The organism is Salinigranum rubrum, from assembly GCF_002906575.1.
Lineage (GTDB): Archaea > Halobacteriota > Halobacteria > Halobacteriales > Haloferacaceae > Salinigranum > Salinigranum rubrum.
Window position 1 is genome coordinate 2211004 of the sequence record NZ_CP026309.1, and the last position, 16231, is coordinate 2227234.

9 protein-coding genes are annotated in these 16231 nt (G+C 68.4%); 2 read left to right on the forward strand and 7 right to left on the reverse strand.

Features of this window, described 5'->3' with window-relative positions; genetic code table 11:
• Positions 1-242 precede the first annotated feature (242 nt).
• Positions 243-4790: a glycoside hydrolase family 15 protein gene (locus C2R22_RS10885; RefSeq protein ID WP_103425778.1), complete on the reverse strand. Its 4548-nt coding sequence runs from the start codon at positions 4788-4790 to the stop codon at positions 243-245.
• A gap of 237 nt (positions 4791-5027) precedes the next feature.
• Here C2R22_RS10885 and malA point away from each other — a divergent pair, with 237 nt between their 5' ends.
• Both malA and gghA read left to right on the forward strand, forming a co-directional pair.
• On the forward strand, positions 5028-7100 hold the full coding sequence (gene malA, locus C2R22_RS10890) for an alpha-amylase MalA (protein ID WP_245902735.1): 2073 nt from the start codon (positions 5028-5030) through the stop codon (positions 7098-7100).
• Positions 7097-9517, forward strand: coding sequence for a glucosylglycerol hydrolase (gene gghA / locus C2R22_RS10895; protein WP_103425780.1), 2421 nt, complete (start codon positions 7097-7099; stop codon positions 9515-9517). The genes malA and gghA overlap by 4 nt, the downstream gene beginning before the upstream one ends.
• On the opposite strand, the gene C2R22_RS10900 is transcribed toward gghA, so the two are convergent.
• The 6 genes from C2R22_RS10900 to C2R22_RS10920 form a co-directional block, all read right to left on the reverse strand.
• Positions 9514-10050, reverse strand: a complete 537-nt coding sequence (locus tag C2R22_RS10900) for a GNAT family N-acetyltransferase (protein ID WP_103425781.1) — start codon at positions 10048-10050, stop codon at positions 9514-9516. The genes gghA and C2R22_RS10900 overlap by 4 nt on opposite strands.
• A gap of 60 nt (positions 10051-10110) precedes the next feature.
• Positions 10111-10272: a hypothetical protein gene (locus C2R22_RS25040; protein ID WP_162562460.1), complete on the reverse strand. Its 162-nt coding sequence runs from the start codon at positions 10270-10272 to the stop codon at positions 10111-10113.
• A 63-nt stretch (positions 10273-10335) separates the two neighbouring features.
• Positions 10336-11175: an N-acyl homoserine lactonase family protein gene (locus C2R22_RS10905; protein ID WP_103425782.1), complete on the reverse strand. Its 840-nt coding sequence runs from the start codon at positions 11173-11175 to the stop codon at positions 10336-10338.
• 7 nt (positions 11176-11182) lie between these two features.
• Positions 11183-13375 (reverse strand): DUF7846 domain-containing protein, encoded by a 2193-nt coding sequence (locus tag C2R22_RS10910; protein ID WP_245902736.1) that lies wholly within the window; start codon positions 13373-13375, stop codon positions 11183-11185.
• A 6-nt stretch (positions 13376-13381) separates the two neighbouring features.
• Entirely contained in the window at positions 13382-14647 is a 1266-nt protein-coding gene (locus tag C2R22_RS10915; RefSeq protein ID WP_103425783.1) for an ABC transporter ATP-binding protein, read from the reverse strand.
• Positions 14637-16229 carry an ABC transporter permease gene (locus C2R22_RS10920; RefSeq protein ID WP_103425784.1) on the reverse strand — a complete coding sequence of 531 codons (1593 nt, stop codon included), beginning with the start codon at positions 16227-16229 and terminating at the stop codon, positions 14637-14639. The genes C2R22_RS10915 and C2R22_RS10920 overlap by 11 nt, the downstream gene beginning before the upstream one ends.
• Positions 16230-16231: the final 2 nt, after the last annotated feature.

Genomic DNA, 16231 nt, shown 5'->3' on the forward strand with positions numbered 1-16231 from the left:
ACTCCCGGCGAGCGGGAGGGCGGTCGTCAGTGGAGTGGGAGGATACTGGTCATGGTGTCACCGACCGAGTGGCACGTGTCAGCGATGCCACCTATTCGGCCTCTCGAAACCCATCGTCAAAAACCTGTTTCAGGCGTGATATCGAACGACAGGGGCGGAATCGAGCGCCAGTGGGCGGGCCTGTCGACTCGTGTCCGATCCTGTCGACGAGCGCTCAGAACTGGGTCGGATGGCAGCCCGCCTCAGAGGGTGAAGCGGGTGACCGTCGTGCCGGCGGCGGTGAGGTTCTCGTCGGTGGCGCTGGCGACCGTGACCTGGTTCTCGCCGTACTCGATACCCAGTTTGGCCGAGAACTCGCCCTCCGCGTCGGGTTCGACGAGGCGCGTCTCGCTCGGCGTCTTCACCGAGACGACGACGCCGTCGGTCGTCCCCGAGATGACGAGGTTGTCGCCCTCGAACCGGGTGTTCACGCGCAGTTCCGGTCCCTCGGGCAGGTCGGTTTCGAGGTAACGGTCGCGGACGAACTCGGGCATCTCGACCGGTTCGCCGACGTCGATGCTGTGGGCGAGGCGGACGTACTGGGCCATCGACCACGCCAGCGGCGTCGCCGCGCCCGTCCCCTCGCCGAACTCCCAGTTGTACGCCGTCGTGTACTCGCGGTCCCACACCTGCTCGGAGATCATCCGCCCGGAGTTGGCGAACTTCTGCATCGTCTCGAGGAGGTTCTGCGGGTCGAGCGCGTCCTCCGCTCGCGTCTCGTTGAGGAGTTCGTACTCGCCGCGCTCGCCGGTGAAGATGGGCCACAGTCGGCCCTTCCCCTTCGCCTCGACCGACCACGGCGCGCCCTCCTCGCCGCGTTCGCGCTCGCCGTAGCCGTCGCCGTTGTACCGGTAGAAGGCGGGGCCGTGCGGCGTGTCCACGCGGATGGTGGAGTCGACCTCCTCGATGGTGTTCGTGATGACCTCGTCGTCCCACGGCTTGATTCCGAGCCGAGTGAGTTCGAGGAAGCCGCCGTCGATGATCTCACGCTCGTCGAGCGTCGGGCCGTTGTTCGCCAGCGTCCGGAGGTGGCCCGCCTCGGGGTCGCCGTCGCGGGTGATGCGGACGTAGTACGGCGTGTTGGTGTGGCGGTCGGTCCCGGTCTCCGTCGCGGTCCACGACTCGACGTTCTCGGTCCAGTCGTCGGCGAGGGCGAGCCAGATGAGCGCGTCCTCCGTGCGACCCTCGTCGAGCGCGACGGCCGCGCCACACGCCAGCCCCGCGATTTCGGCCGCGATGGACGACGGCGAGTATCCCGCCTCCTCCTCCCAGCGTTCCTGGGCGGTAGGCGGCCCGTTGCGGGCGACGTAGTCGGCGGACGCCTTGACGTTCTGGTAGGAGTAGTCGACGTCGTCGAAGGTGACGCCGTTCTCGGCGAGCATGTACGCCATCACCTGCGGGAAGGAGATGTTGTCCATCTGCTCGCCGCCCCACCGCGTTCTCCCGTTCAGGTAGGTGTTCTGCGGGATGAAGCCGCGGTCGTCCTGCTGGTAGTTGTAGATGTACGACAGGTTGTCGATGGCCGTTTCGATGTCACCGACGGCCTCGAACACGGTGAACACCTGGTAGAGGTCGCGCGACCAGGTGAAGTTGTAGCCGTACCCCTTCGCCTCATCGGCGGTGACGGCCTCGCCCCACGGCACCGACGGGGAGGCCAGCCCCGCACCCTGGAACGTCTTGTCCTCCACGGCACGGAGACACATCAGCGCCGCCTTGTACTGCGCGAGCAGTGCGTCGTCGTCGGAGACCGAGTTCGGCACCGGTTTGTCCGCGAGGAACGCCTCCCAGGTGTCGGCGTAGGCGCTTCGGACGGTCTCGTAGCCGCGGGTGAGCGCGCCGGCCGCCTCCCCGAGCGCCGCCGCGGTGTCGGCGTTCTCGGCGAAGCCGAGCGCGAGCGTCTCCGTGACCGAGGCGCCCGCCCCCATCCGACCGATGAGGACGACGTTCTCGTTGTCCGCACGCTCTTGGGACGTCGGGAGTTCGCCCTCCGAGAACAGCCCCGCGAGGTGCGACGACCCGGCGACGCCGACGGTCGCCCAGTCGAATCTCCCGGCCGAGGTGAGCGCCACCGCCACCGAGTACTCGTCGCCGTTCTCGTCGATGAGGAGCGGTTCGCCGGCCTCGCCGACGTCGTACGCTTCGGCGTCGCGGGCGACGAGGTGGTAACCGCCCATCTGGCCCAGTCTGATCCCGCGGTCCTGCGAACCGGTGTTGACGAGGGCGGTGTTCGCGACGGCGTAGAGTTCGTACTCGTTGTCGTCGGCCGCCTCGAACCGCACGTCCGCGAGGAGGGCGTCGTGTTCGGGGTCGGTCGTGTACTCGACGGTGAGCTTCCACTCGTGACCGCGGCCGTCGCCGGTCTCGGTGATGACGTGTCGGAACAGCAGCGCGTCGTCCTCGGTCATCTCCGCGTACCGGTCGATGGTGTCGGCGTGGTCGTCGCGACGGGTCTCGTTGTGCGTCCGCGCCGTGTAGGTCGAGCCCTCGTCGGCGTCCACCACCAGGAGGTCGAGCGTCCGGAGGTTCATCAGGTCGACGCGCGGGAACCGGAGTTCCGTCAGCGCGCCCTCGGTGAGCGTGAACCACACGCGCGAGGAGTCCTCGGCGCGGTGGTCGGCGACGGTTCCGACGCCGTACTTCTCGCCGGTGGTCCACCGGGGCAGGTTCCCGGGGCCGGACGGTGCGGCCTTCGGCGAGGGGAGCGCGTCGTACTTCGCGAGGAGCGAGGTCGTCTGGAGACGGACCGCGTGGGGCCACCCCAGCGGCGCCGCCGAGTCGTACGTGCCGTCGTCGAACACCTGCTCCGCGAGATAGCCCGCGGGCGTGACGAGTCCGCTGTCGGGGTCCATACAGCGGTAGAGCTTCGCGGCCTCGTCGAAGAACGGCTCGGCGTCCTCCTCTCGGTCCCGTTCGGTCAGGAACGCGCCGAGGCGGGCGGCCGCGCTGGCGCCCCAGGCGGTCGAGACCGACCAGATCTTCTCGTCGTGCTGTTCGGCCGAGCGCCAGTAGTCCTCCTCGAATCGGACGAGCCCCTCGACGTTGCCGTGGGGCGACTCGCGGTAGAGGCCCTCCAGCGTCTGTTCGACGTGAGAGGCGAGGCGGTCGACGTGTTTCTCCGACAGGTCCGAGACGGCGTCGTACTCGGCGAACGCGTCGACGAGCGCGAACGTCCCCGAATCGAGCCGGGAGTCGAAGTCGTTGCCGCGGAGGCGGAGGGCGTACGTCTCGGCCTTGGAGCTCCACAGCTCTTCGAGCCCCTCGAACACGAAATCGGCCTGTGCGGCGGCGTGTTCGCGGAGTTCGTCTCGGACCGGCGCGCGGGCGACCGCCGAGTACGCCTGCAGGTACGTCGCCGTCGTGTGGGTGAACTGCCCGACCATGTTCTCCCAGAGGTTCTGACACACCTCGGGCAGCCCGTAGTCGTCGAGCGTGTCGTCGAGCGCCTCGACGCCGTCCGAGAGCGCGCGCTGGATCTCACCGGCGAGTTCGTCGTCGAGGTCGTCTCGGCGCGTGCGGAGGAGCGTCGAGAGGTAGGTGAGCACCGACGCGGTCTGGTCGGCCTGGTACTCGGGTTTCTTCGACTTCTCGACGCGGGCGTGCGCCCAGCCGGGGGCGAGCGAGCCGTCGGTCGCCCACGCGCGGTGTGACCACGCGCCGTCGTCGAGCTGCGTATCGACGAAGAACTCCGCGCTGGTGGTGAGCTGGTCGCGGACGTCGAGGTCGAACTCCCGGTCGGCCTCCAGCAGGTGGCGTGCGACCTCGCTGTCGTCGCGGAACCAGGTGTAGCCGTAGCCGCCCGAGTGCGCGTAGAAGGGGTCGAACTCGGGGCCGGCGATGTGTGCGCCCGACGGCGCCTTCAAAAGCGACAGCGCGCGGAGGTCGGCGCGACAGATCTCCTCGCGGGGCGTGTCCTCGGGGACGTAGACCTCCGCGCGTTCGCGCGCACCCGCCCGGAGTTCGTCGGCGGTAGCGTGGTTGCGAGCACAGTGGCGGAGGTCGGCGAGGGCGTCTTCCCGAGCGACCTCCGAGTGGTCCGACAGCTGTGTGACGAGCGTCGTCTGTGCGGCTCGGCCCTCCCGTTCGAGCGGGGCGCTGACGACCACGTCGCCGCTGAGGTGGGTGTCCTCGTACCGTTCGAGGACGGCCTCGCGCGGGAACTCGAACGTGCCGTCGGAGAGAATCTCGTCGAAGCGCTCGGGGATCTGTCCGCGGACGTCGTTCAGCCCGGTGGAGGCGGTGACGTAGTCGTGTTCCGTTCGATGGAAGACCTCGACGGCCTTCGTGCCGTCGGGGCCGCCCTCCTCGTGGATGAGGCGGCCGACGCGCGTCTCGCGGCCCTCGGGCGCGAACGTGAGGAACGCGGTCAGGTGGGCGTCGGTCGGGATGGCACCCCGGAGTTCGACGTGGGTGACGTGCGCGCGGCCGAGCGTCAGGTCGTACTGGTGGACGGTGTACTCGCCGGCGTCGTACTCGGTCTCGACGAGCGTCGTCTCGCGGTAGTAGTGTTGACGCACCGGTTCGAGGTCGTCGAACCACCGCGTCCCGTCGTCCGTCTCGATACCGAAGCGCGACCGGTCGATGCCGTAGAGCCCGGAGAGCGACGATGAGTAGTCTCGGATAGAGCCGGAGGGGTCGACGTACACGAGTCGATCCCCGTGTCCGGAGAACGCGCCCGCAGCCGTCGGGGACTCCTCGGGGAAGCGCTCCCCGCGGTCCCGTTTGTATTCGTTGAGTGCGGTTCTCAGTCTCATGGCGTGATGGTACAGTCGTGGTACATAAGTGTTGACGGAATCCCCCGCGAGCTACCGGAAACGCCGCTCGTACCGGGGGCTACCCGTTCCTGCCGAACCGGAGAGTCCTGTGGCACAGCGTTGAACGAGAGTGCGTCTCCCCACGCACATAAACATTACCACACTATCCACTACACCTGTAGTCAATGATTCGTCGTTTTCGCAAAACCAAAGTGGCTGGTCTCTGCACTAGCCGGTATGAACCACCCAGGTCCGCCCCAGTTCATGGCCGTCGGCGAAACGGTACAGGTCGCTCCGCGTGACCCAGACCCCGAAGCGGAGTACACCTGGCGCGTCAAGAGCGCGCCGGTCTCGAGTCAACTCTCGCTCGGCGACGACCCCGTCGTCGACTTCACCCCCGACGCGGCGGGGACGTTCGTCCTCGAACTCACGGGGCCGCTCGGCGTCGACGAACTCACCGTCCGCGTGTTCCCCGGCGAACTCGCCCCGGGAGGACGCGGCGCAGGCTCCTCGGGACAGTCGGGCGTCTCCGGGATGTCGGGAGTGTCGGGAGTGTCCGGCGTCTCGGGCGTCTCCGGGATGTCGGGGATGTCCGGCGTCTCTGGCTCCGGCAGCGGGGCACTCGGCCCCAAGCGCGAGGGTACCGGCGGCGGCCGCCCGCGCATCCGCCTCAGCGGTCGCGTCGAGGGCGACACCGTCGTCGTCGAGGCCGACCCTCAGCCCAATCCGAACAGCACCACCCCGCGGGAGGCCCTCGACGTCGAGTTCCTCGTCGACGACCGCTGGCCGGTCGACCGCTCGAAGGTCGACGTCGACGGCTGGACGCTCACGCTGCCGGTGGACGCCTTCGAGGAGAAGACGCGCGTCCACGCCGTCTCCATCGACTCGGAGTACTCCGTCGCGGACGCCATCGAGATTCGCGTGAAGGGAACCACCGTCGACTTCGGCGAGGGCGTGCGTACCGACGGGGGTCACGCACCACGTGCGGGAGCACGGCAGATTCGGTCTGACGGTGGGGTCGCCGCCGAGAGCGGGACGAAACAGGTCGAGACCGGCCGGCTGTACGAGCCGCCGGAGTGGTCGAAGGACGTCACCCTCTACGAGATATACGTCCGCGGTTTTGCCTCCGACGACGACGAGGCCGCGAACACGTTCGAGGCCATCGAGAAGCGCCTCGATTACCTCCAGGACCTCGGCGTCGACTGCCTCTGGCTCACGCCCGTGTTGGAGAACGACCACGCGCCCCACGGCTACAACATCGTCGACTTCTACGACATCGCCGAGGACCTCGGTGACATGGAGGCGTACCAGGAGTTCGTCGACACCGCCCACGACCACGGCATGAAGGTGCTGTTCGACCTCGTGTTGAACCACTCGGCGCGGCAGCATCCGTTCTTCCAGGACGCGTACAAGAACCCCGATTCCGAGTACTACGACTGGTACGAGTGGCAGGAGAACGGCGAACCGGGCACGTACTTCGACTGGGAGTACATCGCCAACTTCGACTACCACAACCTGGAGGTCCGCCGCTACCTTCTGGACGCGGTCCAGCAGTGGTTCGAGGTGGTCGACGGCTTCCGCTGTGACATGGCGTGGGCCGTCCCCTTCACCTTCTGGCAGGAGCTACGCGACCGCGTCAAGTCTCAGGACCCCGACTTCCTCCTCTTAGACGAGACCATCCCCTACATCCCGGACTTCCACGAGGGGATGTTCGACATGCACTTCGACACGACGCTGTACTTCACGCTCAGACAGGTCGGTAACGGCCACCAGTCCGCCGACGCCATCCTCGACGCCATCGAGCAGCGGACCCAGGTTGGCTTCCCCGACCACGCGTCGTTCATGCTCTACCAGGAGAACCACGACGAGACGCGCTACATCGTCGAGTGCGGCGACGAGGCCGCCTTTGCGAGCGCGGGCGCGCTCTTCACTCTCCCCGGCGTGCCGATGCTGTACGGCGGGCAGGAACTCGGCCAGCGCGGCCGCCGCGACGCGCTCGCGTGGGACCACGCGCGCGAGGAGATACAGGAACACTACCGCCACCTCATCGAGATGCGCTCGGAGACGCCGGCGCTCGACTTCAGAGGCGGCATCGACCGCATCGACTACGAGGCAGACTCCGACCGGGTGACGGCGTTCCGCCGCGAGTCGAAGGGCCAATCGGTCGTCGTCGTCCTCAACTTCGGCGACGCGCCGGGGTACGTCGAAATCGACGCCGACGTCGACGGGACGAACCTCGTCAGCGGCGAGCGCGTCGTCGACGAGGGCACGGTCGAGGTCGAGAGCGTCGCGGTGCTGGAGGAGCGATGAGTCAGGTCACGTACACCCAACCCACCCGCGACGACGCGGCGACGGCGGACCTCGTCGAGTGGCACGAGGCACGCGTCGCCGAGCACGACGACGACTTCGCGGCCGCGAAGGAACTCGTCACGCGCCTGGGTGCCCACTACGACCCTGACAGTGGCGTCGCGACGTTCGGCTTCTGGACGCCAGAACTCCTCGACGAGGGCGTCTCCGTGGAGGACGTCGCCCTCGAACTGCTGACGCCTACAGAGAAACTCGACTACGAGGCCGCCGACGAGGGTGGGCTCGAAGTCGACTTGCACCGCGACCGCCTGCCCGTCGAACGGGCCGGCGAGTACCACTGGGTCGCCGTCGAGAACGTCCGCGCGGGCACCCGCGACAAGTTCGGCGCGTTCTACCGCCTCGTCTACGAGACCGACGAGGGGGAGGAGACGCTCACCGACCCGCTCGCGTACTCGACGCCGTTCGGCGCGTTCGCGCCCCCCGAACTGTACGACTGGGAGTCGCTCGACGTCTCGCGCGCGGACCGCGAGTACTTCGAGCAACTCGGTACGGAAGAAGAGCGCGTCTCGACGAGCGAGGACGACGGCCTCCCCCGCGTCGACCCCGCGAACGCGATGGTCGAAATCCACCCGGGAACCGCCACGGGAGACGGAACCCTCGGCGGCCTGGCCCGCCAGTACGAGTCCATCGGCGACAAACTCGAAGCCGGCGAGGACCTCACGCCCGCCGAACGCAACTTCGTCGGCTACGACGGTATCCAGTTGATGCCCGTCGAACCGCTCACCGAGAACCGGGAGTTCGAAGACTACTGGCGCGAGCAGGGAGGAGACGAGGAAGGCCTCACCGTGGGACTCGACCGTCCCGACATGATAAACTGGGGCTACGACATCGTCGTCTCGGCGTACTCGGCGACGAACCCGGGGGTGTTAGAGACCGGACGCCCCGACGAACTCGTCGACTTCATCGCCGCGTGTCACAACCAACCCGAACCCATCAAGGTCGTGTTCGACGTCGCGCTCGGGCACGCCGACAACCGCGGCGCCGAACTCCTGAACGACCGCTACTTCGAGGGACCGGGGATGTACGGCAAGCACCTCCACTACCAGCATCCGACCGTCCGTGCTATTCTCCTCGAACTGCAGCGCCGCCGGATGGACTACGGCGCCGACGGCATCCGCGTCGACGGCGCGCAGGACTTCACGTACTACGACCTCGAACTCGAAGAGAACGTCCACGACGACGAGTTCCTCGCGGAGATGGACCGCGTCACCCAGGAGGTGGCGGGCACCGAGTACCGTCCGTGGATGATATACGAGGACGGCCGGCCGTGGCCCCGTGAGGACTGGGAACTCGCCTCCTCGTATCGCGCACTGATCGACCAGCACCCCCACTCGTTCCAGTGGTCGCCCATCACCTTCGCGCACAACACGCCCGCGCTCTTGACGTTCTGGGCGACGAAGTGGTGGCGCGTCAAGGAGGTCTGTGAGTTCGGCAGTCAGTGGCTGACGGGCGTGGCGAACCACGACACCATCAGGCGGGGGACGCAGATCGACCCCACGGTCGAGTTCAACCAGTCGCCGGTCAACCCCTATCTGGGTGAGGACTACCCCGAGACGCTCGACGCGGCGTACAACAACCCCGCGTCGTCGATGTTCTTCTACTGCTTCGCCCCCGGGGTGCCGATGGACTTCGTCCACGCCAACATGCGCGCCCCGTGGGGGTTCATCCGCGATACGGATTCGATTTGGAACGTGAAGGTCGTCTCCGACGAGTCGAAGTTCATCTACTGGCAGGTGCACGACGAACAGTTCCAGCGTCCCGAACACTTCCGGCGTATCAAGGACCTCGGCTTCGCGGACAGAGCGGAACTCCTGACGTTCATGAACGCGCTCTCGGCAGCCGTCAAATCGACCGATTACGACCTCGACGTGATGGCCGACATGCTGTCGGCGATGGACCAACCGCTCGGTGACGACCTCTCCGCCGAAGACTTAGAGGAGTACGCCTACGCGTGGATGCAGGACATCCACGACTTCGCCAACCTCGCCCACTGGCACGACTCTCAGGACGACGAGCGCACCGCCTTCGACCTCGCTGTACGCCGGTTCCGTCAGGAACGGCCCTGGCTGCGAGGGGATGTCGACTTCGAGGGCGAGGAGTACTACGGCTACCGCCACCCCACGGAGGGGACGGTGCTGTACTACGGCTTCCGCGTCTCGCCAACCGGCGACGAGCAACTGCTGTTCGCGGCGAACATGGAGGGCGTTCCTGTCGAGGTGTCGCCCGAACTCCTGCGCGAGGAGATGCCCTCGATTCCGACCGACGGCTGGGAGGTTGCGCTCGCGGCACCCGACGTCCGGGAGGGAGAGGAAGTCGAACTCGACAACGCCCAGGGCATCGTCTGGCGGCGCGAGCCTTAGTCTCGGTCGCGCCACTCGGCTTCTAACAGTCCGTACCAGTAGGTGTCGTGGTACTCGCCGTCGACGAAAGCCGTCTCGCGGCGGGTCCCCTCGCGGACGAACCCGACCCGTTCGAGGAGTCGGACGGAGGGCTCGTTGAACGCCATGACCCGCGCCGAGAGCCTGCGGAGCCCCAACTGGTCGAAGGCGTACCCGACCACGAGTTCGACCGCTTCGGTGCCGTACCCCTGCCCCTGGTGGTCCGGCGCGACCCAGTAGCCGAGTTCCGCCGACCCGTCCGCCCAGTCGACCGGGTCGAGGCCGACGGTTCCGAGCGGAGTCGAATCCGCGGTCACGAGGAGGTGTACCGACTCGTCGTCGCAGACGACCGCCTCGAACCACTCGCGTTCCTGGTCACGATTGCGCGGCAGCGACTCGGCGAGCGAACGCCAGACCCGCGCGTCGTTGATGTGTTCGTGGAGGAAGTCGAGGTCCGCCTCCTCGATGGGGCGGAGGGAGACGCGGCCGCCGGCGAGGAACACTGGCCCGGGCACGGCCCCCGGTACGAGACGCACTGACAAGAAGGCGGCCCCACGCCCGACCGCTGTCGAGCGTCAGTTCCCGGTCGGTGCCGACAGCACCTCCTGGAGGACGCCGCACTCGGAGCAGGTCAGAACGAGCGCGTTGCCGACGGGCATCTCGCCCTCCCAGACGGTGACTGACTGCCGTTCGAAGCTCGCGGACTCGCCGCAGTGTTCACAGACGTACTCGGGCATGGGTGGGTATTCGAAGCGCGCGAGGTAGTCGTTGTGGTCGCCGCGGGGCGGGCGAGCGACAGGTCAGGCCGGCGGCGCGTCCATCGGCGCGTCTCCGGTGCGTGCGAGCGGGACCGGTTCACGCCGACGGAGGCGGTGTGGCGCCTCGGGGTCGTGCGAGGGGAGGTAGACCGTCGGCGTCTCGGCGGCGAACGCGCGGATGCGCTCGACGGACGTCTCGGCCGCCTCGTAGTCGGAGACGCCCCCGCCGACCGTCCCCGTCAGCAGTCCCGCCTGCGTGAACGTCGCGTCGCCGGCGATGAACGCCGCACACTCGTCGTTGAGGCAGATCACGGACTGGTGACCGGGCGTGGGACCCGGCGTGGCGACCACGACGATTCCCTCCGTGAGGACGTGACTCTCGGGGAACGATTCGAAGGGACCGTCGTAGTCGACGAGGTGACGACGGACCCACGACGGCCACGTCCCGGACTCGTCGGACGCCTCCCACTCCCGCCGCGCGACGACGACTTCGGCGTTCCGGAAGTACGGCACGCCGTCGGCGTGGTCGGGCGCGAGGTGCGTCTGTACCACCCAGCGGACGTCGTCCGGTTCGACGCCCATCGACCGGAGTTGCGGACCGATTTCCTCCTCCGGAGCGACGTCGAACCACTCGGTGCGTCGGTCGACCTGTCGGGCGAGTCGACCGCGCCGCGACCGGTCGTAGCAGGCCACCGTCGCGCCCGCGTCGACGACGATGGGGCCCTCGGGGTGGTCGACGAGCCAGGCGTAGATGGGAAGCGGTTCGGTCCACCGGCGGTCGAGGACGGCGTCGAGGAGTCGAAGCGGTCGGCGTCGCCACCGCGTGGCGACGTACCGGCGTTTCAGCCGGATCGTCCCCGTCCGGACCGGATGGATGTGCATGGGGCCCCTACGAGACCCGCCGACATGTGGTTTGCTCTCGCCCCACACGACTCGGGTCGTTCGGGGTGAAGCCCCGCTCAGGACGCCTGCTCGACCACCCGCGCCTCCGTCTCGACGGAGACGCCGGTGAGGTACTCGCCGTCGGGACCGACCCACGTTCCTTCCGTCCCACACTCAGGTCGGAGCCGACACACCCGCGTCTCGGGCGGCCAGAGGACGCGGAGGGTCCCCCCGAGTCGACCGTCGCCTCCTGTCGGTAGGTGACGGACGCCCCTCCGACGGTGGCGAAGCGGACGACGATGTCGACTTCGCTCGCCCCGTCCGGTAGCGGTACCCGCGACGGGCCCGCTGCCTGTCGGTGGTTCGTCACCGCGGCGCCCGCCGGGGTGAGGTCCCACTCGACCCGGACCTCGCTACTCACGGACTCGACGCGGTAGCGGGCGGCGTCCGACTCGGTCTCGATTCGAATCGAGGCGGCCGTCGCCTCGACGGGCGCGCCGAAGCGCGAGACGGCCGAGATGCGCTCGCCCTCCAGGACCCGGAGTCGTGTCAGTTCCGACTCGACGGGAGTGACGGCGCCGGTCCACTCGCCTCGATACGTAAACCGGTACGGCGTCCGGTTCGTCGCGTCGAGCGCGCGGACGTCGGCGTCGGGCCCCTCGTCGAGGACGTAGAGCGCGTTTCCGTCGAAACCGGGGTCGTTGCGGAGATACTGGAACGGGTGTTGCTGCCAGTCGCCGTACGGGTCGGGCGTGTAGACGAGCGCGTTCTCGAACTGGTGGGTTCGAAACGGGTCGTAGGTCGCCGCGAGGCTCTCGGTGCGCTGGCGGTTCTCCTCCCAGGGTCCCGACAGCGCCGCCTGCTCCGCGCTCACGACGACGGGGGCCGCAGAGACGAGGAGGAGCGCGAGGACCGTGCGGGCGAGGACGGGGTTGAGGCGGGTGGAGACCGCCGCGTGGAGGCGACGGGCGAGCGTGACGAGACCGACGGCGGCGAACAGCGACACGGGGACGAGGAGGTCGAAGTGGTAGAACGGCCCCAGGAGGTCGATGAGGTCGTTCCGGAGGCCGTTGAGCGTCCCCCAGAAGTAGGCGTTGCCGAGCACGACGGAGAGAGAGAGACCGGCGAGGAGCGCGCTCGCCTCCCGGTCGACGCGGGGTGAGCGAAACGCGACCCACACGCCGGCGAGCGCGAGCAGACCGCCGAGCACACCCAGCGGTGCGAACGTCGTGAAGAACAGGGAGAGCGCCTCCGTCGTCGACTCGAACGCGAGTTCGGGGGTGTACGTCTCGGTGTAGCCCAGAATCTCCCGCTCGCCGAACCCGAGGCCGTCGCGCGGGGCGAACGCCTCGTACGGGAACGTCGTCGGCGAACCGGTCACGACGGCGTTGTACGCCAGCGTGAGGGCGACGAAGCACAGCCCCGGGAGCGCGATGGCGACCGTCGATTCGACGCGCTCGCGCAGAGCGCGCTCTCCCCGGACGCCCGTCCACAGTCGCCACAGCGTGTGCGCGACGAACGGTGCGGCGAACACCACGGCGGTGTAGGGCCGGGCGAAGAACGCGACGCCGATGGCGAGGCCCGCGGCGACGGCGTACGGGAGGGAGTCCCGCTGGACGGCACGGAGATACGCGACGGCGAACGCGAGGTTCCACAGCGTCGTGGGCGCGTAAGGGAGGAACACGGCCGAGGAGAGCAAAAAGAGCGGAGCCGTCACCAGGAGACAGACGGCGACGAGTCCGGTCGGGCGGTCGGCCACGTGGCGACCGAGCAGGTACAGCAGGTACCCGGACCCGGCGGCGACGGCCCCGAGCGTGAGTCGCGGCTCTCCGAGTGCTGTGCCGACCGCGAACATCGCCGCCGGGACGGGCGCGTACTTCGGATACAGCAGCGGCCCGGTCGGCGTCGACTTCTCGACGAAGAACCACGGATGGACGAGGTCGGCGAGTTCGGGGAGCGGTGACAAGAAGAGCTTCCCGTCGAGGAGCATCGCCGCCTGCAGGAGGTAGACGCCCTCGTCGTCGTTCACCGAGTGGTACGCGAAGAGGTCCGTCGCGACGGCGAAGACGAGGACGCCGACCGCCGCGGCGAGGACGACGGCGACGGCGTCGAGCGGGTGCAGGTCTCGAAACCAGCGACGGCTCCGTCCGGCGAAGCTCGCAGGAACCGAGTCCGAGTCCGAGTCCGAGTCCGAATCCACAGTCGGTCAGTCGTCGGCGCCGTGGCGGAGTTGGTCCTCGCGGTTCTCGATGGCGGGGCGCTGCTCACAGGGGAACCACGCGAGTTCGTGGTCGGCCTGGAGGGTCAGGTCGACGCGCGAGTCGAGGGCGACCTGTTCGTCGTGGTTGTGCATACACTGGACCCGGGTCCCGTCGTCGAGCGCCACCTCGTAGAGGATGGTCGGCCCGAGGTAGCGCTTCGCCTTCACCTCGGCGTTGCCGACACGCCCGTCGCCGTCGCGGTCACTCCCGTCCGCTTCGATGACGGCACCGTCGCCGTCGGCGACGGGAATCGGTTTCGCGTAGACGTCGTCGGGGCGGACGAGGATGTCGATGCAGGTGTCGTCGTACTCGGGGGCGAGGCCGTGGATCTGTCCGCGGGGGACGGCTCCGACGTCGGTTTCGACGACGTCTCCCCGGACGCGGCCGGGGATGAACGAGGCGTAGCCCAGGAAGCCGGCGACAAAGCGCGACTCGGGGTGCTGGAAGACGTTCTCGGGTTCGCCGATCTGTTCGATGCGGCCGTCGTTCACCACGGCGACTCGATCCGAGATACTCATCGCCTCCTCCTGGTCGTGCGTGACGGAGATGGCGGTGACGCCCGCCTCCTTGATGATGTCGCGGACCTCCTCGCGCATCGCCACGCGGAGGTCGACGTCGAGATTCGAGAACGGCTCGTCGAGGAGCAGAATCTCGGGTTCGGGCGCGAGCGACCGCGCGAGTGCGACGCGCTGTTGCTGACCGCCAGACAGTTCGTCCGGGTACGAGTCGGCCTGCGCTTCGAGCCCCACGAGGTCGAGGAGCCCCTCGACGCGCCGGTCGGTCTCTTCGGCCGAGAGGTCCTGAAGCCCGAACGCGACGTTCTCGGCGGCCGTGAGGTGGGGAAAGAGCGCGAACTCCTGGAAGACGACGCCGACGCCGCGCTCTTCGGGCGCGACGAACGAGCCCTCGCCCGAGACGGGTTCGCCGTTGAGGCGAATCGTCCCGGAGTCGGGGCGGTCCAGCCCCGCGATGAGCCGCAGGGTGGTGGTCTTGCCACAGCCCGAGGGTCCGAGGAGGGTCAGGATTTCGCCCTCGGTGACCGACAGCGACAGGTCCTCGATGACGGGCTCGGAGCCGTAGCGTTTCGAGAGGTCTTCGAGCGTCAGCACGGGCGTCTCTGCGCCCGCGTCCTGTGCGTTCAGTTCCCGCCCGTCGCGGTTCGAGTCCAGGTTCGAGTTCGAGTTCGAGTTCGAGAGTACACTATCTGACATCGTATCCCTCCTGTGAGAGGATGACCAGCATCGACAGCCCCGACACGCCGAGGAGGATCAGCGCGGGGACCGCGGCCTGACCGAAGTATCCGGACGCGTAGGCGGTCCAGATGTGGACGACGAGCGTCTTGAACCCCGACGGCCTGAGCAGGAGCGTCGCCGGGAGTTCCTTCATCGTCGTCAAGAAGACGAGCGCTGCCCCGCCCAGTAGCCCGGGAGCGACGAGCGGGAGCGTCACCGAGCGGAACGCGCCGACGGGCGTCCGTCCGAGCGTCCTCGCGGCCTCGGGGAGCGCGGGGTCCACTCGGAGGAAGGACGCCCGGAGCGACCCCACCGCCTGCGGTAAGAAGCGGACGACGTACGCGAACACCAAGAGGAAGGTGGTCTGGTAGATGGGCGTCGCCACGGTGGTTCCGAGGAACACCAAGGCGAGGCCGAGGACGACGCCGGGCACCGCGTAGCCGACGTAGGTCGCTCGCTCGGCGAGCGTTCCGACAATCGAGTCGCGCTTCGCGGCGAGGTACGCCACCGGCAGGCCGGCGAGCGTCGCCACGAGCGCCGCGGCGGCCGAAACCCCGACCGAGTTCAGCGCGTACTCGGCGCGGAACGCGAGCCCCTGCCCGATTCCCGAGGTGTCGCCGAGCCACGTGAGCAGGATGCCCAGCGGGACGACGAGCGCGAGGCCGGCCACGCCCGCACAGAGACAGAGCGCTGGGAGTTTCCACCGACCCAGCGGGACGACGTCGCTCGACCGGCCGCCGGCCGCCGTGCGCTCGTCCCCGCTGACTTTCGACTCCAGCGCGAGGATGAACACCGTCAGTCCCACGAGTTGGAGCGAGAGCAGCGTCGCCGTGTCGCGCCCGAAGGCGTTGAACTCCACGTAAATCACCCGAGTGAAGGCGTCGAACTGCATGATGGCGGGGGTGCCGAAGTCCGAGAGGGTGTACAGCGCCACCAGCAGTGCGCCCGCGGCGACCGCCGGGCGGATGTGAGGGAGGGTGACGTGGCGGAACGCCTCGCGTCGGTCGTGCCGCAGGGTGCGTGCGGCGTCGATGAGCGTCGTGTCGAGCGACTTCAGCGCCGCCCGCGTCGTGATGTACACGTACGGGTAGGTGTACAGCGTGAGAACCAACACGGCGCCGTGAAAGCCGTATATCTCGGGCAGCGACTCCACACCCAGCGGCGCGAGGAGGCGCTGGAACGCGCCTCTCGGTCCAAAGGCCGAGACGAACGCGAACGCGCCGATGTAGCTCGGAATCACCAGGGGAAGCGAGACGACGACCGTCCAGAAGCGCGCGAACGGGAGGTCCGTCCGGACGGTGAGGTACGCCAGCGGGACCCCCAGCAGAATCGACGCGCCCGTGACCCCGGCGACCAACAACGCGCTGTTGACGAACACTTCGAGGGTCGTCGGGCGGGCGAGGAGCGCGACCGCCTCGGTCGTTCCGACGCCGAGCGCCGTCCGAAAGAGCCAGACCAGGGGCAAGAGCACGGCTGCTGCCACGCCCGCCGCCGCGACCGTGAGGCCGAGGGGGAGCGGGTCGTCAGCCGTCTCCGGTGTGGTTCCCTGGTCTGTCGCCATGG